11 protein-coding genes are annotated in these 20,469 nt (G+C 48.2%); all 11 read left to right on the forward strand.

The window, feature by feature from the left end; translation table 11 throughout:
* The first annotated feature begins 18 nt into the window (after positions 1 to 18).
* The 11 genes from BJL95_RS09065 (at position 19) to BJL95_RS09115 (ending at position 20,411) form a co-directional block, all read left to right on the forward strand.
* Positions 19 to 3,294 carry a non-ribosomal peptide synthetase gene (locus tag BJL95_RS09065; RefSeq protein ID WP_071157314.1) on the forward strand — a complete coding sequence of 1,092 codons (3,276 nt, stop codon included), beginning with the start codon at positions 19 to 21 and terminating at the stop codon, positions 3,292 to 3,294.
* A gap of 15 nt (positions 3,295 to 3,309) precedes the next feature.
* Complete coding sequence (locus BJL95_RS09070) at positions 3,310 to 10,512, forward strand: non-ribosomal peptide synthetase (protein WP_071157316.1); 7,203 nt, start codon at positions 3,310 to 3,312, stop codon at positions 10,510 to 10,512.
* Complete coding sequence (locus BJL95_RS09075; protein WP_064031415.1) at positions 10,505 to 11,404, forward strand: cupin-like domain-containing protein; 900 nt, start codon at positions 10,505 to 10,507, stop codon at positions 11,402 to 11,404. The genes BJL95_RS09070 and BJL95_RS09075 overlap by 8 nt, the downstream gene beginning before the upstream one ends.
* A gap of 7 nt (positions 11,405 to 11,411) precedes the next feature.
* Positions 11,412 to 13,076 carry an ATP-binding cassette domain-containing protein gene (locus BJL95_RS09080; protein WP_064031416.1) on the forward strand — a complete coding sequence of 555 codons (1,665 nt, stop codon included), beginning with the start codon at positions 11,412 to 11,414 and terminating at the stop codon, positions 13,074 to 13,076.
* Positions 13,077 to 13,191: 115 nt separating this feature from the next.
* On the forward strand, positions 13,192 to 14,307 hold the full coding sequence (locus BJL95_RS09085) for a hypothetical protein (RefSeq protein ID WP_139306187.1): 1,116 nt from the start codon (positions 13,192 to 13,194) through the stop codon (positions 14,305 to 14,307).
* A gap of 421 nt (positions 14,308 to 14,728) precedes the next feature.
* Positions 14,729 to 15,217, forward strand: coding sequence for a YcjF family protein (locus BJL95_RS09090; RefSeq protein WP_064031418.1), 489 nt, complete (start codon positions 14,729 to 14,731; stop codon positions 15,215 to 15,217).
* Positions 15,218 to 15,346: 129 nt separating this feature from the next.
* A complete protein-coding gene (locus BJL95_RS09095; RefSeq protein ID WP_064031419.1) occupies positions 15,347 to 16,168 on the forward strand; it encodes a prohibitin family protein in 822 nt (273 codons plus the stop codon).
* 137 nt (positions 16,169 to 16,305) lie between these two features.
* Positions 16,306 to 17,358 carry an ABC transporter substrate-binding protein gene (locus BJL95_RS09100; RefSeq protein WP_175463674.1) on the forward strand — a complete coding sequence of 351 codons (1,053 nt, stop codon included), beginning with the start codon at positions 16,306 to 16,308 and terminating at the stop codon, positions 17,356 to 17,358.
* A 246-nt stretch (positions 17,359 to 17,604) separates the two neighbouring features.
* Entirely contained in the window at positions 17,605 to 18,213 is a 609-nt protein-coding gene (locus BJL95_RS09105; RefSeq protein ID WP_139306188.1) for a hypothetical protein, read from the forward strand.
* On the forward strand, positions 18,203 to 19,606 hold the full coding sequence (locus tag BJL95_RS09110; RefSeq protein ID WP_139306189.1) for a hypothetical protein: 1,404 nt from the start codon (positions 18,203 to 18,205) through the stop codon (positions 19,604 to 19,606). The genes BJL95_RS09105 and BJL95_RS09110 overlap by 11 nt, the downstream gene beginning before the upstream one ends.
* Positions 19,587 to 20,411 (forward strand): ABC transporter substrate-binding protein, encoded by an 825-nt coding sequence (locus BJL95_RS09115; RefSeq protein ID WP_071157324.1) that lies wholly within the window; start codon positions 19,587 to 19,589, stop codon positions 20,409 to 20,411. The genes BJL95_RS09110 and BJL95_RS09115 overlap by 20 nt, the downstream gene beginning before the upstream one ends.
* Positions 20,412 to 20,469 lie beyond the last annotated feature (58 nt).

Consider the following 20,469-nt stretch of genomic DNA (forward strand, 5'->3'; position numbering starts at 1 on the left):
CGTTAGAGGAGCATCACCATGAACGAAGAGGCGCGGGTGCCACGGCAATCCTATTTTTTCCCACTGTCATTCGCGCAACAGCGCTTATGGCTTTTTCAACAGATGCAGCCGGAAAGTACGGCTTACAACATTACCGGCGCGCTGCGGCTGACCGGCTCCTTGGATTGCTTGGCCTTGGAAGCCGCCTTGCGGCAAATCGTCGAACGGCATGAGATTTTGCGAACCACTTTTCGCACGGTAAACGGTGAGCCTAGTCAATGGGTGGAACCTGAGAGCGATTTAATATTGGAACAAAAGGTCGTAGCCGAAGCCGACATAGACCGGCAACTGCAAATTTGCCGCGAACTCGCCGCCGATTTGGCGGGCATGGTTTTCGATTTGGAAAAAGGGCCGCTGATTAAGTTGCAGCTGCTGACTCTTTCGGATACCGAGCACGTGTTGCTGTCGGTCGTGCACCATATTATTTCCGACGGTTGGTCGATGGGCGTGTTTGTCGACGAAATGATGAAATTCTACAGCGCCCATCAGGAAAATCGACCGGTAGCCGATTTGCCGGCCTTGGACATTCAATACGGCGATTACGCCATTTGGCAGCGGGAATGGTTTAGCGGCGACGTTAGGGAGCGGCAGTTGGCTTACTGGCAACGGCAGTTGGCCGGCATGCCGCCGTTAATTGCGTTGCCAAGCGATTATCCCCGGCCGCCGGTGCAGCGATTTCAAGGATCAACCCTGATGCTCGCGCTGTCCTCGCAAACGACGGCCGCGTTGAAAACCTTGGCTCATCGGGAAAACGCCACCATGAACATGGTGTTGTTAACCGTCTATTTCGTTTTGCTGCATCGCTATAGCCAGGAACAGGATCTGGTGGTCGGCACGCCGGTCGCCAACAGGAACCAACCCGAATTGGCGCCCTTAATCGGATTTTTCGTCAATACTTTAGTCCTGCGCGCCCGTATCGAGCCGCATTTAACGTTTCGCGAATTGCTGCATCACGTAAAAGCGCTGTTGTTGGCGGCTGTCGAGCAACAGGATTGCCCGTTCGAGCAAATCGTCGACCAACTGAGACCGGAGCGCGGTTTAAGTTATTCGCCGCTGATACAGACGCTGTTTAGCTATCAAAACGCGCCGGAGCAGGCATTTGAACTGCCGGGGGTCGTCATCGAGCAGTTGCAGTTGCGGCGGAGCAATGCGCAATTCGATTTGGCATTGATGGTGTCGGAAAATGCCGACGATATCAGCTTGGAGTTCGGTTACAACACCGATTTATTCAAGCCGGAAACGATCGATGCCTTCGGGCGACACTTCATCAATTGTTGCGAGGCCATTGCCGCTAATGCCGCCTTAAAACCGGGGAGCATTCCGTTGATGGCGGTCGGCGAATACCACGGTGTACTGGCGGCCTGGAATCGCGGCCGGAAGCTAGGGCTGAAAGACGGTAACGTTTTGCAAGTTATCGAACGGCAAATGGCCTTGCATCCCGACGCGACCGCCGTGGTCTGCGGCGACCAGCGGCTGAGCTACGGCGCATTGGCGCAACGCGCCTCGCATGTGGCTAGGCTCTTAGCCGACGCCGGCGTCGCGCCCGGCGACTTGGTCGGACTGTGTGTGGAACGCAGCGTCGACATGTTGGTTGCGATGTTGGCGATCCTAAAGGCCGGAGCCGCTTATGTGCCGATAGATCCGAAATATCCCGAGCAACGGGTCCGATTGATGGTCGGCGCAGCGGGCATCAAGCATGTGTTATCGCAGCGGAGCTTATCGTTCGCTCTGGCTCATTTGAGCGATAACGGCACGTTGGCGCTGTTTTATATCGAAGATTTATTGGCGGCTAGTCCGGTCCGGCGCGAACTACCGGAAATCGCCGCCGAGCAATTGATCTATATGATCTTCACTTCCGGTTCGACCGGCGTTCCCAAAGGGGCCGGGGTGCAACACCGCAGTTTCGCCAACTTGGTGTTGAATTGGTATGTCGCCGATTTCGATTTGCGTCAAGCGGCATCGACCTTGGTTTTCACGTCGTTAAGCTTCGATTTAACCCAAAAAAACTTTTTCGCGCCGCTCGTGGGGGGCGGCACTTTATATTTATATGAGACGCCGGAATACGATCCTTCCTTGATCGTCGAGTTAATCGATCGCTACCGAATCGGTTGGGTCAACGCGACGCCTAGTGCCTTCTACCCGCTCGCCGACATCGCGGCCGGTCGGCCGGGTTCGCTGGCGTCGTTGAAATATGTGTTTCTCGGCGGCGAGCCCATCGCCTTGGGGCGGATTCGACCTTGGTTGGAGTCTGTACAGCGGACGACAACCGTCGTCAATAGTTACGGGCCGACCGAATGCGCCGATGTGTGCTTGTTTTTCCCCATCGATCCGGTCGATCGCTATTGGCAAAAAACGGTACCGCTTGGCGAGGCGATCGGCAATGCACGCTTGTATGTCGTCGACGAAGCCTTGAATCCGCTGCCCTTCGGTCTGCCGGGGGAGCTTTGCGTGGGCGGAACTGGCGTTGGCGTGGGTTATTTGAACGATAAGGCGCGTACGGCGGAATATTTTTTGCCCGATCCTTTCGGCGAGCAGCCGGGGAGTCGCTTGTATAGAACCGGCGACCAAGTAAGGTTTACGTTGGCGGATGGTTTCGAATTTCTGTGTCGCAACGATCATCAGGTCAAGGTTCGGGGATTTCGGATCGATTTGGCGGAAATAGAATTGACTTTAAATACCTATCCCGCCGTGAAGGAGGCTGTGGTCACCGCCGTCAAGGGCGAACGTGAAGACGGTTATTTAACGGCGTATTTGGTCGTTGGCGATCAGCGGCCTGACGCAGCGGAGGTCAGGGATTATTTGGCGCAACGCTTGCCGCACTACATGGTGCCGCAGAAATGGCTGATGTTGGATAAATTGCCGTTGACGCCCAGCGGCAAAGTCGACCGCCGTGCCTTGCCCGATGTGGTCGACGACGGGATCGTCCGTGGGGCGTTGCTGGCGCCCGAAAACGAGATTGAGGAAAGTTTGTTGCGCATCTGGAGAGAGGTTTTGCAACTGCCGGAAATCGGCACCGATCAGAACTTCTTCGATTTAGGCGGCCATTCTTTGACGGCAACCCAAATCGTTAGCAGGATCAAACTAGAATTCGACTTGGAGTTACCGATGCGCGTGGTTTTCGAACATCCCAACATTAAACAGCAAGCGGATTGGCTACTAGCGGCCCAATTCGATGCGCTCGACGTCGAAGAGCAAGCGGACTTGCTAGGTGATTTGGCTCGATTGTCCGACGATCAAACGAGTTATTTGCTTTAGGGCGGTTTTGGTTTTATGACTGACTTGAAAGATAAACTCGCGCTATTAACCCCGGCCCAAAAAGCGCTGCTGTTCCAGAAGCTATCGGCCAAGAATAAAGAGCAGCGCGCTAGTTTCGGGATTCCGCGTAGAGAGCAGGGGGAGCGGATACCCATGACTTCCGCCCAGCAGCGCTTGTGGTTTTTGCAGCGCTATAGCGGATCGGACAGCTTATACAATATCCCGGTATTTTTGCGTTTGCATGGGACGCTTGCGCCCGAGAGCATGGAACAGGCATTGGCCAGCGTGATCGAGCGCCATGAAATATTACGCGCGCATTTCCATCAGAACGACCAGGGGTTTTTTATCGATATTAAACCGGTCCAGCCCTTTAATCTGGACGTCGTCGATTTAACCGGTAGTGACTGGCAGGCGCAGGACTTGCAAGCCGTGTTACAGCAGATGAGCGACCGTGCATTCGATTTGGAACACGAGGCCTTAATCCGCGTACGCTTGGTCAAATTGGCCGAGTGCGACTATGTGCTGGCCAGTTGCGTGCACCATTTGATTAGCGACGGCTGGTCGGCCAATGTGTTCATGCGCGATTTTGCCGCGCTTTATTCCGCCGGGCTAGGGCAGGAGCGCGCCGATTTACCGGCTCTGCCGATTCAGTTTGGCGATTACGCGCTTTGGCAGCAAAAAAACTTGAACTCTGATGCCGGTAAGCAGGCCACGGCATTTTGGCAAGCTTATTTAAAGGATGTGCCTCATTTCTTGGATTTGCCCTGCGATTTTAAACGTCCGAAAACCGCCAACCATCAGGGCGGGTGTTATGAGTTTGCTATCGATGCCGATACCAGGGCCAGGGTATCGGACTTAGCCAAAAAACAGCAGGTGTCGGTTTTTGTGTTGCTGTTGAGTGCCTTTGCGGTGTTGCTGGCAAAATATTCCGGGCAGCGTCAGCTTTTGATCGGCACGCCGTTCGCCGGACGGAATCAAAAAGAGCTGGAAGACTTGATCGGCTTGTTCGTCAATAGTTTACCGATTAAAGTCGAGTGCTTGAATAAGCAATCGTTTGTCGAAGTCTTGCAGCAAACCCGGCAGTCTTTTTTTGCCGCCGATAGCCATCAGGATCTGCCCTTCGAGAAAGTCGTCGATGCCGTGCAACCCGAACGGAACGAAGCATACAGCCCGTTGTTCCAGGTCATGTTCACCTACGTCAACGAAACCGTCGCCAGCACGTCTTTAGCGGATTTATCGGTCGAGATGATTCCCGCGCCCAGAAACGCGGCGAAATTCGATTTAACCCTGTCGATACAAGAGCAAGGCCAGTCGTTCAGTGGCTTGTTCGAATTCGCGACAGCGTTGTTTCTGCCGGAAACCCTGGCACGGATGGCGAAATCATACTTGCGCATTATCGATGCCGTGGTCCTTCAGCCGGAGGTGTTGATCGAGGACATCGATTTATTGTCCGCCGAAGATTACCAGCGCATTATTTACGACTGGAACAATTGCGCCAGCGCTTTTCCTCGCCGGCTTAATTTGGTTCAACATTTTCAAAAACAAGTTGAACAGCGGCCCGAACAGACGGCCTTGATTCATGGGCAGCGGCGCTTAACGTATCGTCAACTGGACGAGCAGGCCAATCGATTAGCCTCTCTTTTGTTCGAACAAGGGGTACGTCCAGGCGATTTGGTGGCATTGTATTTGGAGCGAGGCTGCGATTGCGTGGTCGCTATGCTGGCGGTTTTAAAGACAGGCGCGGCCTATTTGCCGCTCGATACGGCTTATCCGCTGGAGCGACTGGCGGCGATGTACCGGCAAGCCGATTGCAAGGTTATTTTGAGCGAAAGCGCTTTGGAGGACAACGCGCAAGTCTTCGGCGACGCCAATTTATTGATAACGGACCGCTTGGACTTAACGGGTTATCCCTGTTTGAATCCTGCCGTTGGCGTGCCGGCCAATGCCTTGGCCTATGTGATGTTTACCTCGGGTTCCACCGGCGTGCCTAAAGGCATCGGGATTCAGCATTTGGCCATCGCCAGACTCGTTTTGAACAGCAATTATATCGATTTGAAACCGACCGACCGAATCGCGCAGGTCAGCAATACCGCATTCGACGCGGCGACCTTTGAAATTTGGGGGGCATTGCTGAACGGTGCCAGTTTGGAAATTGCCGACCGCGATACGAGCTTGTCTACCGACCGGTTTCTCGATTTTTTACGCCAAAGCCGGATTAGCGCGTTGTTTTTGACGACGGCGCTGTTTAATCAAATGGTGCAGCAGCGGGCCGATGCTTTTTTAGGCTTGCGGTATTTATTGTTCGGTGGCGAGTTGGTTGATCCCGAACAGGTCAAAAAAGTGTTGAAGCATGGCAAGCCCGAGCACTTTTTACACGTTTATGGGCCAACGGAAAGTACCAGTTTTTCTTCGTGGTATGAAATCGAAACGGTCGGCGACAACGCGCGAACCGTCGCTATCGGCTCGGCTTTAGCAAACACTCGTCTGTATGTATTGGATCAAGCGCTTAGGCCTGTACCCGAGGGGATCGTTGGCGACCTTTACATTGCCGGCGAGGGTTTGTCTTGCGGCTATTTGAATCAAGCCGCGGAGACGGCGCTTAAATTCGTGCCGGATATTTTTTCCTGTCAACCTGGCGAGCGCATGTATCGCAGTGGCGATAGCGTCCGCTGGAATGCCGTGGGCATGATCGAGTTCGTCGGCCGAGCCGATCATCAGGTGAAGATCAGGGGTTTCCGTATCGAATTGGGCGATATCGAAACGGCGCTTAACGCTTATCCGCCAATCAAGCAGAGTTACATTCGGGTCAAAGAGATCGCCGGACAAGGGAAATGCCTGATTGCTTATTTCAGTGCTATATCTGGGCGGCAGATCGACGTTCGGGACCTTCGCCGCTATCTCGAAGCGCAACTGCCGGCTTATATGCTGCCGGCGGCCTTGGTCGAGATGCCGGAACTGCCGCTGAATCCAAACGGAAAAGTCGACGATAAAGCCCTGCCCGAGCCGGACGCGGCGGATTATCAACAAGGGGTTTCGCAGGAGCCGCCAGCGACTGCTACCGAAATTGAGTTGGCGGCAATCTGGGAGGCTTTATTAGGGGTTCGAGCCAGTCGGGATAGCGACTTTTTCTCATTGGGTGGACATTCGCTGTTGGCCATGCAGTTGGCCAACCGTATTCACAGCGAGTTTTCAGTCAAACTCGATGTTCGAACCTTATTTCAGCATTCGACCTTGCGGCAACAGGCCGATGCAATCGACGCTAGCGAGCGGGAACACGGTTTTGAGTTAGGCGTCGCGGCCGACGCCGACGATTATCCGCTGTCCTTTTCTCAGGAACGCTTGTATTTTTTACAGCAGTTATATCCCGAAAGCAGTGCGTATAACATGCTCATTGCATTGAGCATCGGCGGCGCCTTGGATGTCGAGCGCTTGCAAGCTTGCTTTAATAGGATTATTCAGCGGCATCACAGTCTGAGCACCGTTTTCGTGCTGAAAAATGCTCGGCCGAGGCAAAAAATCTTGCCTGCCACCCCGTTACCCTTCCAAAGTCTGGACTGGTCTTCGGAGGATGGTGCAACGCAGCAGTCGAAATTGGAGCAATTGCTGGCGCAAGAAAGCCGGCATGTGTTCCGTTTGGACCGTTTGCCGCTGATCCGTATTGCGCTGGTAAAAACCGGCGCGCAAAGCTATTGGTTGGTCGTTAATAACCACCACATCATATCCGACGGCTGGTCGCAAAGCGTATTCATGCAAGAGTGGCTGACTTTGTACCGGTCGGCGCTTGAGGCCGATTTGCCGGCTTTAGCGCTTCAATACAAGGATTACGCAGTCTGGCAACGACATCGGTTGGATTCCAGGCGCTTGGAGCAATTATTGGCGTATTGGCGGACTGCCCTTGCCGATATGCCGCCGGCTTTGAGCTTGCCTAGCGATTTCCCGCGCCCCGCAATCCAAACGTTTCGCGCGCAAAGTGCGTCGTTTACGCTGGATGCGAAGCTGACGTCGGCGTTAAAGCAGCAGGCCGAACGGCAACACTGTTCGGTTTTTGTCTTATTGTTGGCCGGTTTCAATCTATTTTTGGCGCGGTATTGCGGCCAATACGATTTCGGCATCGGTACGCCTGTTGCCAACCGTAGTCACCGGGCAACCGAAAATTTGATTGGTTTCTTCGCGAATACCGTGGTATTGCGGAATCGAATCCAGGGCAATCCCTTATGGTCGGCGTTTTTAGCGCAAGTTAAGGCGACGGTGATCGACGCGTTTGCCCATCAAGAATTGCCGTTCGAAAAACTGGTCGAAGCGTTACAGCCTGAACGCGATCTTTCAAGCACGCCTTTGTTTCAAGTCATGTTTCTTTTTCATCATGGCGCGCGGCAAACACCTGAATTGAATGGCTTAACTATTGAGCCGCTGAGTTTGGCCAGCAGAGACGTGAAGTTCGATTTGACCCTGGCAATGCACGAGAGTGGGAATAGCCTAATCGGCACTTTCGAATATAACGCCGATTTGTTCAAGGCCGATAAAGTGCAAGGATTGTGCGACGGACTGGCGTATTTGTTTGAGCAACTCCCAGGTGGACAGGACAAGCGGGTCGGCGATTTTTCACTGATTAACGAGGTGTTGTACAAGCAAGTTGTTGTCGATTGGAACCGAAATGTGATGCCGGTCGGTGCCGCCGCCGGTTTGTACGATTTATTCGCGCGGAGTGTCGCGAATGCCGCCGACCAAATCGCCTTGGTTCAGGGCGATGTTCAACTCAGTTATCAAGCACTAAGCGATAGCGTCGATGCCTTGGCGAATGTGTTGCTGAGTCTCGGAGCTGGCCCGGAGGTGTTGATTGGGGTTTGTTTAAAGCGTTCGCCGCGTTTGATCGTTGCGATGTTGGCGATTCTTAAAAGCGGTTCGGCTTATGTGCCGTTAGATCCGGATTACCCCAGTGCCAGACTGGAGCATACGTTGGCCGATGCCAAGGTTTTGCTGTTATTGACCGAGTTGGATTTAGCCAACGCCATTCCGGGGCTGGCTGGGGCCTCGAAAATTCTGTTGGATCAAGCCTTGCCGGAGATCGGCGTTCAGGTCTTGCCCGAGCGAAGAGCCGAAAATCTGGCTTACGTGTTGTATACCTCGGGTTCGACCGGCAAACCCAAAGGCGTGGCGATTACTCATGCTAATGCCTTGGCCATGATCGCTTGGGCTAGAAGCGTTTATCGACCTGAACAATTGAGTCGAGTGTTGGCCGGTACCTCGATCTGTTTCGACTTATCGGTCTTCGAAATTTTCCTGACTCTCGCCAGTGGCGGAACCTTGGTTTTATTGCGTAACGTGCTCGAATTGGTGGAATGCCCGGAGTGTGTTCCGACCTTGATCAATACGGTGCCGTCCGCGGCGGAGGAACTGCTGAAAGCCGATGCGATACCCGATACGGTAACAACGGTTAATTTGGCGGGGGAGCCGTTGTCCAGAGAATTGGTCGATAGGCTATACGCGAAACCGCACATCAAGGAAGTGTACGACTTATACGGGCCTTCGGAAGATACGACGTATTCGACGTATTGCTTGCGCCAGGTGAATGCCCAACCCAGTATCGGGCGCCCAATCGGCAATAGCTGCGCCTATGTGCTGGATGCCTATATGCAGCCCTTGCCGCCGGGCGTGCCGGGCGAGTTGTACTTGGGAGGCATGGGCTTGGCGCGTGGCTATCACGCCAAAGCGGCGTTGACCGCGGAAAAATTCGTTCCCAATCCTTTTAGTGCGCAAGCGGGGGAAAGGCTATATAGGACGGGCGACTTGGTGAGCTACGACGACCGAGGCAGGCTAATTTATCACGGCCGATTGGATCACCAAGTTAAGGTCAGAGGGTTTCGCATCGAGTTGGGCGAAGTTGAAGCGGTTTTAAAATCGGTGGCCGGCGTCGATGACTGCGTCGTCTTGACGGTCGGTGAAGCCGCTGCCAGCGACCGGAAATTGGTGGCTTATATTGCATCTGCCGCTGGACAAGTGCTGGAAACCCGCTTGCTGGATGTCGCCCGACGGCAATTGCCTCGGTTCATGGTGCCTTCGGCGATTGTCGTTTTGGAGCATCTGCCGCTGACGGCGAACGGGAAGATCGATAGGAAGGCCTTACCCGAACCGGAATTGGAGCGCTCCTTGTCCCCGGAGATGTCGCCTACCGGGTTCGTACAAAAGACGCTGGCGGCGATTTGGCGAGAGATTCTAGACATTGACCGGGAAGTCTCGGTCGATGAGGATTTTTTCGCGTTGGGTGGTCATTCCTTGCTGGTCTTGGACTTGATGACTCAAATCAAGTCGGCCTTCGGTAAAGCGCTACCCCTAGCTACCATTTTTCAGGCCCCGACGATTTCGGCGTTAAGCCAGTTACTGAACGACAATGTGCTATCGCCGGAGTGGTTGCCCTTAGTTCCTTTAAAGCGCCAAGGGGAAAATCCGGCATTGTTTTGTTTTCATCCCGTCGGGGGACACGTCATTTGTTATAACGACTTGGCTAAGTCCTTGCCCGAAGACCTGCCGGTCTACGGGCTGCGAGCGCCGGGCATGGAGTCGGAGCAAGCGCTTATCACGCAATTGCCGGAATTGGCGTCTTATTACTTGCCGTTTATTAAATCTGTTCAGTCGGAGGGACATTATCGGTTGTTAGGCTATTCTTTTGGTGGGCTTTTGGCGTATGAGGTCGCTCGGCAATTGGAGAAAAGCGGCGACAAGGTCGAATTCGTCGCTTTGCTGGATACCGCGCATCCGTCGTTGACGGCCGAAACGGCGCAAAACACCGACGATGCCGAACTATTGGTCGCGTTATTTCCCACATTGGGTTTCGAGAGCGAGCGATTGAGGCGGTTGCCGAGAGCGGAGCAATTGGCGCAAGTGTTTAGCCAAGCTAAGCAGGCGGGATTCGTTCCCAGGGCGATGGACAACGAAGCCATCGAACGTTATTTCAACGTTTGCCGATGTAATTTACAGATGGTTTATTTCCCGCCAAAAATCGAAGCGCCCGTGGTTTTGATCAGGGCCCGGGACGGTAGTCGGCGTGTCAGCGCTGATGATTATCTGGCTTGGGGACAAGTGGCAGGCTTGCAACTTCATTTACGTTGGTTGCCGGGACAACATGAAAATATGATGGAGCCGCCGCACGTCGGGGACATCGCTCGCTTGATCAAAGAAATGTTAGAGCAATCCGAAGCCCATGAGGGAAGTGATGACTAATGCACCCAGTGCTGGCAAACCCATCGATCGTTTAAGCGTTGCCGAATTAAACCGGGAAGAATTCAATCGGAAATATAGAGTTCCCGGAAAACCGCTGGTTATCACGGACTTTTTGGCCGAAACCGTCGATTGGGATCTGGATTTTTTATGTAAGCATTTAGATGGACGGAAATTTCAAGTACGCGATTACGGATCGGGCCATTTTGATGCACCGAGAAGAGAATGGACGAAGTATTGTGACCATATTCAGATGACGATGGGCGATTTTGCCGCGCATTTACGCGATGGCAGTGCAAAATCCAGGAATTTGTATTTGGCGCAAAACCCTATCGGCGATAGCGAGGCCGTCAAAACGATTGCCGATGAAATGCGGTTTTTAACTGAAACCTTAGGATTCGAGCCGATTATTCCGGAAGCTTCGTTAAATTTGTGGTTAGGAGCTTCTGGCCATGTCGAACCGATGCATTTCGATCCCGGCGACGGTACGTTGATCATGATGCACGGCGAAAAACGAGTGGTTTTGTATCCGCCGAAACAAAGCAAGCATCTTTACCCATTTGGATTTTACGATGTTCTACCATTCTGGGTGAGTCAGGTGAATAGTCTAGCCCCCGATCTTGACGCCTATCCCGATTTTAGTAAGGCGGCCGCGGATCGGTTTGAGGTGGTACTAAGCCCCGGCCAGCTCTTGTTTATACCGACTCAATGGTGGCACGAGGTTATTGCGCAAGGTGAAGGTTATGTATGCTCCTGCAATCATTTTTGGAAAGTGAAGCCTTGGCGCCGCCGTTTCCAAACGATACGGGGCTTTGTAATCCAAGCGATGAATTTGTTTCCCTGGCGATGGGTGTTGCGTTTTAATCGGTTTATTTATCAATTTAAAAAAAGTTAACAACAAGATGACAGGAAAATTGGGCCTGTTTCGGCCTAAATTGTTGGAATTTATAAATATACAAAACCAAGAAAAAAAGTTTTTATTGGTTTCTTCCGCGTTAATATCGGGGATTATTAACGCTTTGACGTTGGTGATCTTGAATGCCGCGGCAAAAGACTTTGATAAGCCGGATTTGGACGAACGTTTATTCATTTTATTTGTGTTGTCGGTGGCTTTATATTTTGTCTCTAAGCGTTATGTGACGCATAGGATCACCGAGTTAGTACAGGGTGGAATTTTTGATTATAGAACACGCGTATTGTATTTGTTGCGAGGAATAAAGCTTCTGTCTTATGAGTCTATAGGCAAATCGCAGATTCTTTCCTTGTTATCGGAAAAGACCGAGTTAATTTCCCAAGCGGCGCATCGACTTGCCGAAGGTGTTCCTGCTACTGTGATGTTGATTTGCTCTTTCATTTATATGGCGACGATTTCGAAGATGGCGTTGATGATGGCCTTGGTCTGTATCGCCGGCGCCATGATAAGTATCTATGTCCTCGTTCAATCGATCAGCGTTTCGATGCAACAAGCCATGGAAAAAGATAATGAATATTTTGCTTATATGCAACATGTGTTGGACGGTTTTAAGGAGCTGAAGATCAACCGGGAAAAGACGGATGACTTATATGGCAATTATATGAGGCAGGTTTCGGAAGAGGCTTGGCGGAATAATGTGTCGACCGACATTAGTAATGTCAATTTGCAACTTTATGCGCAGTTATATTTTTATATTTTAATGGCATCGGTTGTGTTTTTATTGCCGCAGTTAAGTAGTTTAACGGCCGATAAAATTATGTCGATCACTACGATTATATTTTTTATCATGGGGCCCATCGTCGTCATTATCGATATGGTTCCTAGCATGGCTAGAGCGAATGTGGCGATCGATTTTTTGCATCAATTGGAGTCGCAATTGAATGTCGCGCAGGAAAGTGTTTCAAGTGGACAACGCGCGTTTGTTTCTCCGGATTATTTTAATCGGATTTCCATCAGTCAACTATATTTTAGTTATCCGAACACAGACCAGGGGCGGCCGTTTTCGGTAGGCCCCTTCAGTTTGAACTTGAACAGAGGCGAGCTTGTTTTTATTCGTGGCGGTAACGGTAGCGGAAAATCGACTATTCTTAAGCTGGTGACGGGCTTATACGAGCCGAGTTCGGGCGCGATCATCGTAGACAATAAGACCATAGGAAATGACTTATTGATTGATTATAGAAGCCTTTTTTCGATTATTTTCACCGACTTTCATTTATTCGACCGATTTTACGGGCAGCAAAATGTTGATGTCGAAATGGTCAACGAATATTTGATTCTAATGGGTTTGGAGAAGAAAACCGGCTTTAAGAATGGCAGGTTCACCAATATTAATTTATCGACCGGGCAGAAAAAACGTTTGGCCTTGGTAATTGCTCTCTTGGAAGATAAAGCTATTTATGTGTTCGATGAAGTAGCTGCTGACCAAGACCCAGAGTTTCGTCAGTTTTTTTATGATGTTATTTTGCAAAAGTTGAAGGAAAAACAAAAGACCGTGATTGTTGTTACTCACGACGAAAAATATTTTACCCATTGTGACCGCTTATTGGTTGTCGACATGGGGCAGCTGAGGGAAGAAGAAAACGTTAATACATAAGCTCCACTGGCTTTTGGGTTAATAAAATAATACGCATTCACTTAGAGTTGATAGCTTTATACATAAATTTACGGCCGTGCCGAAGAGTGAAAAATTTATACAGAGGAGGCATAAGTTGAAGATAATAAATAGAAAAAAGTCGGGTTATTTGGTTTCGTTACTTGCAATATCGCTCGCTACGTCCGGATGTGGCGGCGCGGCCTTGAAAAGCGAATTCCGGGACGTTTCGGAAAATCATGCGTCGTTGTCCGACGAGCAAATGTTGCTAAACTTGGCGCGTAGAGCGAATTCCGTTCCGTCACATTTTCTACAGATGTCAGGCGTCAACGCGTCGTTTTCCTTTGGAGCAACTGTCGGTACGCAGACAACCCACACCAATACATCGATGCCGTTGGTTGCCGCGCTGGCATCGTTGGCTACTCTCGCTACTAAGGTATTTAGTTTTACAGGTACCGTGGGCTTAAGCGCGACTGAATCGCCGACCTTCTCCTTCGCGCCGTTGAGCGGTGCTTCGTTTGCCAAAACCGCGTATACACCGGTCGATAGTAGGATTTTTTTCGAACAATTAAGGCAAGGTGTACCGGTTAATCAACTAATGCGTATTTTGGTTGTCTCAATTGTTCTCGATTATCCGTCAGGAAAAAGATTGGTTTTAAATAATATCGCCGATCAGGACCAACCCAAGAATTTTCGAAATTTTTTACGCTTGGCGGGTCTTGCTAGACAAATGCAGTTGCAGCAAGTCCTAAGAATCGATACTGAAAATGGCCAAAATGTGTTGACTATTCCGCCCGAGGCCTTGCCGTTATTAGAAAAATTGTACTCTTCGCACGAGTACGGTTTTTGGGAAGACAGTCCGTTTGTGCTTGGAGTAAGCGACGGCATTCCTAAGGTTTCTTTTGTCATGCGCTCATTCGACGGTGTTTTAGGGGCGTTGGGACTGGCGCAAAAACATTTTGAGCGTTGGTTGGCTTCCGGTCAAAACTTGCAGGATGTTCCGGAAACCGAGCGCAGGCCAATTTTGACTCTGCAATGGTCTGAAGGTGCGCAATTAGTGGACTCAGGTTTGGAAGTAGAATATAACGGAAACCAATATAAGATAGCGGATCTCAACGATGGGGGGTACGTTACCTGGAACAGGGATTCGTTTAGAGTGTTAAATGACTTATTCACGATCGTTTCGTTGGATCCTAAAGATATGCCGGTTCAACAACTGATAAAGGTATACTAGGGTCAATACATCGCAATCGATATAAAACCGAATTTATTGAGTTGTTTCTAAAGTATGGAGGTTATATTTTAAATTCTCTCTCTAATGGAGGATATCAATATTTGGTAGTAACGATTGGCAATATCTGGAGCATGGTTTTTATTCCATCTTTCGCATTTTAAAGAATGGAAAATACTGGTGGTGTTTTAGAAGTGGCTGTTTCTGAAGGAGGTTTGATATTGATAGTTTGAATAAAAGTGTTAAGCAATTGGTATTGGGTTGCTTATTGTAGAGGAGTCGTGGCAATGTTCGGTTGCATTCTGTTATGCGTACACCGCCTTTTGTCATGAATTGTAATATTTCGTCTTGCTTGCTATCGATGTATCGATTTGTTGAATAGCAGTGAGGTTTGATTTTTCGCAAATTACCGAGGTGTGATGTAATGACTGACTTAGTAAAAACTGATAATGCAATAGATGCTGCTCATGATTTGGTAAAGAAAAGCATGTATGCTTCGATGGCTGCTGGTTTAGTGCCAGTGCCTATTTTTGATTTTTTGGCGGTATCCGGTATACAACTGGAGATGCTGAGAAGATTAAGCCATCTTTATGGCGTGACTTTTATGGAGGGTAAGGGCAAAAATGCTTTGGCCGCTTTAATAGGTGGTAGCTTTCCGACTTCGGTAACGCCACTGGTCATGAGTTTATTTAAATCGATACCGGTTGTCGGTTCAACGGTCGGTGCGGTGAGTTTGCCGCTGATCGCCGGTGCCTCGACTTATGCGGTTGGTAAAGTCTTTATTCAACATTTTGAATCGGGCGGTACTTTTCTGACATTCGACCCAGAACAAGTTAGAGCCTACTATTCCGAAAAATTTAAAGAGGGTAAAGCCGTGGCGGCATCCTCTGACGCTAAAAAAGTAACTGCCTGATCTTTTGAGAATTAAATATATAACGATGAGCGGGTCGCGGTTAGTTATCAACGACTGACCGCGATTGGCTCATTTTTAATTTCCTTTGAGGCATGAGCTTCATATTTAACTCTGAGCTCAATTTAAACGATGAAGCGCTTTCTACCTGCCGTAATCACGTCTACGATTATTGTTTTATTAGTCGTTGCGTATTTTTATCAGACGATGTTTATTACTATCAAGGCGGGTGAGGCGGGCGTTCTATATAAGAGGTTCGCTGGCGGTACCGTTACCGATAGAGTGTATAAGGAAGGGTTCCACATAATTTTTCCTTGGAACTCTATGGCGATTTACAACACTAGGGTTCAGCAACAAGGACACTCACTCTCGGTGCTTACTCAAGAAGGATTAAGAATAGAGCTTATAGTTTCGATACGCTACTATCCGGAGCGTGATTCGGTCGGTATATTGCATCAAAAAATTGGACCGGATTACCTGGAAAAAATTGTTATACCGGAAGTTGATCATACGCTTCGGGTACATGCCGGTAAAACCTCTGTTAGTGATATTTATACGACCAAAGGGGAAAGTCTGCATAACATTATCGTTCAAGCGGCGTCCGAAGTAGAAAAAAATTACATTTATATTCAGGATGTTGTTTTACAGCAAGTAATCTTACCCAAACAAGTCGAGGATGCAATTGAGGCAAAGATCGAGCAGAAGCAATTATCCGAGGCCTATCAATATAAGTTGGCGAGAGAAACGCAGGAGGCGGAAAGAAAGAAAATCGAGGCGGATGGGATATATAACTACAATACTCGAATCAGTCAATCTTTGAATAATGACGTTTTGAAATGGAAGGGTATAGAGGCGACGCGTGCATTAGCTGAATCGAATAATGCGAAAACTGTCATTATTGGTAATGGCGGTAATCAATTGCCTATTATCATTGGTGGTGAGTCCGGGCAATAAAGATGCGCATACAGGTTAGTATACTTAGAAATATAAAGGCAACTTTACGGACCATTTTTCACGTTGCATTATTTTTCGGTATTTCTTTTGGAATTTACAGAGGCTTTTTTTCGTACACATTAACCTACGATTATTCGTTGAATACGCGTTCGGACATTGCTAATCAAGGGGATGGCGAGATTCATGTCGCAGCGGTTTGGCTGGACAGCGATAGAGCTTTTATGGATGGCGTTAACCTTGCCGTAAAGGAAGTAAATGAACAAGGGCTTGTGCTTAAATTGGATGATAAAAAGGTTAAGGCTAAATTGGTTATTCACGAGTATGACGATACGACTGATGATAGTGCGCAGGACTCGAGGCTAAGCATCGCGGAGGATCATAAAATTGTCGCGGTCGTAGGGCATTCTTCTTCGGCATCCGCAATACCAGCCTCGATTACTTACGAATATAACGGTATTTTATTCATTTCTACGGCAGCCACTGCTGATTTGTTGACGGAGCATAACTTTATATATACCTTTAGCATTATTCCAACCGAGGAATTTTTTGTTGGTAAATTAATTAAATTTTCTAAGGAAAGAAACTGGAATAAGCTTTTGCTGGTATTTTCTAGGAATTTGTATGGTTTAAATTTGTATCAGCGTTTTTCCGCCCAAGTTGAGCCTCCGCTGGAAATCGTAGCCGCTCGATCATTTTTCGTGGAGCAATCCGATTATAAAGGAATGATTTACGATTTGATGAATAAGGATTTTGACGCGGTTGTGATGGCGGCTGCGGAAGAGCATGCGGCTAAAATGATTGAGCAATTGCGTGAAATGGGGGTTAATAAGCCGATTATTGGAGGGGACGGTCTGGATATCCTAAAAATATGGGATTGGTCTAACCAAACTGCGAATCAAACCTATGTAGCATCGATTTTTTCGGGAAAAAATGAATTTAACGAAAAATTCAAGAGCACATATGGCGTAGAGGGTAGCTATAGCGCTTATCAGGGCTACGAGGCGATACGGGTTTTAGCCGATGCTATTCAAAAGACCGGGAGCAGCAACCCTATTCAAGTGGCTTCAACGTTGAAATATGGTTACGCGCAAGGTTACGGCGGATATTTTTTTGACAAAAATGGCTTGGCTAGCAATAAAGAAATATATATCAAGCAGATAGTTGATGGGCGTTTTGTCCTGGTCGAATAGAGGGGTTTATGGTAATCGTAATTTCGCTAGTTTATGTGCTTGTCAGCTGGTTTATCGCGTTTTTGGGGAGAAATAAAAAGTTTGGCTTTTGGGGGTATTTATTCGGTTCTTTGCTGTTCACCCCATTTATCGGAATAATTTTATTATGCGCTTCGGATGTCGTGAAGGATAAGTAATCAATATCTAACTGTTACACATTTAGTCATCCTCGGTTATGGCATTGCTTAAATAGGTCAATAGCGGTTTATGTACAACACGGGAAATACAGTTTTAAATGATGACGGTGTTTTCTCGGCATGCATGGAGCGCCAAGTGCTCTGCGGATACGCCTGCTGTAAATTCCGCGGTGGTAATTGGATTATGCTGTTGCCTGGTGAATATGAGTTGGCTGACGAAGTAGATCTGAAAACCGATCATTTGGCTTTTCAAGACAATCTTCACGCTATATGTTCAAAGCCTTGTAAAAACGGGGATTTAAAGCCTATGGATTGCTCTTGGTACCCGCTTTTTCCGGCAAATGAAACAGCGACAAAGTTTTTAGTTGCCGATCATCGAAAATGTCCCATTCCTAATAAGCATTTAATCGATAAAATGCGCGCGGTGCATACAGCCGCGCTAACGTGGGAAAAGCGTTTTCCAGGTGCCTTAAAACGGATTGTCGCGTTAAGTCGTGACTTCGTTGGTTACAAGCCTTTTCCATATAAACTTGACAATCAATCCGTATTGGAAATGTTGCCGGAAGAGTTATTAGAAATTACGCTGCCCACCGAGTTTTCCGTAGATTATGTTTGCATGGAATGGACGAGCAATCAAGCTGGTTATACGGCAACAAGCACGCCTGAAGATGAAGATTAATTCATTTTTAAACCAAAATCCATGGCGGCGGATTTTTTTCATTACTATTTCGCTGACGGCGTCTTCGGCAAGCGCGGAATATTCTGTGTATCAAGGAGAATATGGCTTTCTTTCCGGCAGAATGCAAGTTCAAATGGCGGCCTTGGGGGAAATTAACGAACGCTCCGGAGACCCTGGCGCGGATAAGTTAAGTAATATTTATTGGGAACATACTTTCGAGCCGGAAATACGCGGGGGGCTGAATCTGGGCGAGGGCAGTCAGCTATACAGCGATTTTAGTATGATTTATAGCGCGATGCTTGGACACGATCCTTCTGGTATTACTTTTAGGGGGCACCCACATTCCTCTAGAGATGATTATGCCCCTTACCCGGACTTTAAAGAATGGATGATGGCGGAACAAATGCATATCGGCTGGAAGTCCGGCAAATTATTTGAAGCATTGGGACAGGACGCGATTGACTTTTCAGCCGGGTCTCAAGATTACAAGTTGGGAACCGGCTTGTTATTGGCAAACGGTACCGACGATGGTGGTTTTCGAGGTTCTTATTGGATCGGTTCGAGAACGGTCTTTGTCAATACACTGATTGCCCGCATTAACTTCAAAGGCCTGAAATTCGAAGGCTTTTATTTGGAAAACAATCCCAGAAATCCGGAGAATCGGAAGAGATATACAGGGATGAATATGGAATATAATTATAAGGATATTGTTAATGTCGGATTCAGCTATATTAACGATGATCATTATGGTGGCAGTTTGACTGCTGTCACCGATGCATATGACTTTCGGTTGGACTTTAAGCCATTGCCGCATGAATTGCCTGGTTTATCGATTAGCACTGAATATGTTTATCAGCTAAACAATAAGTTAACCGACGTTGATCCGAATAATCCGACTCTTTATTGGTACGGGGATATGGGTGAAAAATCCATTTCCGGCGGTTTTGGTCAAATTGAATACCGTTTTTCAGAAACTCCTTGGCAGCCGACGCTAAGTTATCGCTATGCTTACATGCAAAGAGGTTTTGACTTCATGAATTTTGGGTTTAAAACTTGGGGCACTTGGTTTCAAGGTGAAATTAATGGCGAGTTTATATTTGATAATACCGATCTTATCACTAATACTACGAGATTGGTGTTGTCGCCGACTGAAAGCGTTACCGTTAATTTAATTTATTTGAATTACCAGCTGGACGATCCGGCGGTATGGAGTGTCAGTTCATCCGACTACGGTAATGAAGTTGATTTAGTCGCTGATTGGGCCGTAAGCGATGCTGTAGATATTGCCGCGGGCATCGAAACATTTATCCCAAACAAAGGCGGGAAGCAGGTATTTGGCGGTGGCAATGAAATGTGGATTCAAACTATGGTTTATGCGTCATTTAAATTTTAAATTGTTTTTGTCGCTGTTTTTTATGATTTTTGGAGCGGTTGCCGACGATTCCAGCTTAATGCCTTCCGACATTATGCGTATCAAACAGCGCGGCGAATTAATCGTTGCGATGTATTACGATGACGTGCCTCTGTTTTGCGAGAGGGCGAGCAACCAACAACTTAAAGGGATTGATATTGAAATCGCACAAGATATCGCGGAAAAATTGAATGTAAAGCTGGTTTTAAACAGAGAAGCCAGGACTTTTGACGAGGTCGCTCAAATTATCGCCCAAGGAAAAGCGGATGTCGGAATTAGCTCGTTAAGCGATACTTTGGATAGGGCGATGATGGTGCGCTTTACCGTTCCCTATTGGTCGCTGAGACAAGCACTGCTGATTAACCGCTTGAAGTTATCCGCATATAAGGATCATCCGGACTTTAATCAAATCGAGCGATTATTAAATCAAAACGGTATCCAAATTGGTGTTTTAAAAGGCAGTTCTTATGTGGACTTTGCCGCTAAAATATTTCCGCTGGCTGGGGTTGTTAGTTACGACAGTGTGGCCGAAGGAATAGAAAACACCAAGAAAGCAAAAGTGCTGGCTTTTCTTTATGACGAAGTAGAGGTTATGAATTGGAGCAAGCAGCATCCTGAAGATAGTTTGTTTTTGAAGTCGGAGTTTATCAAGAAAAGCGAAGATACTTTGGCGATGGCGGTAAACTGGCGGGATACTCACTTGTTGGCATGGCTCAATTTATACATCCAACACGCCAAAAATAATTTTATATCGGAATTGAATGCGAAATATTCGAACATTCAGTAGTTTGATATTTTTATATCTATTGGCTGTTTATATATTTCCCATCTAAGTTGCATATTGG

Origin of the sequence: Methylomonas sp. LWB, from assembly GCF_001856095.1 — a bacterium.
GTDB lineage: Bacteria > Pseudomonadota > Gammaproteobacteria > Methylococcales > Methylomonadaceae > Methylomonas > Methylomonas koyamae_A.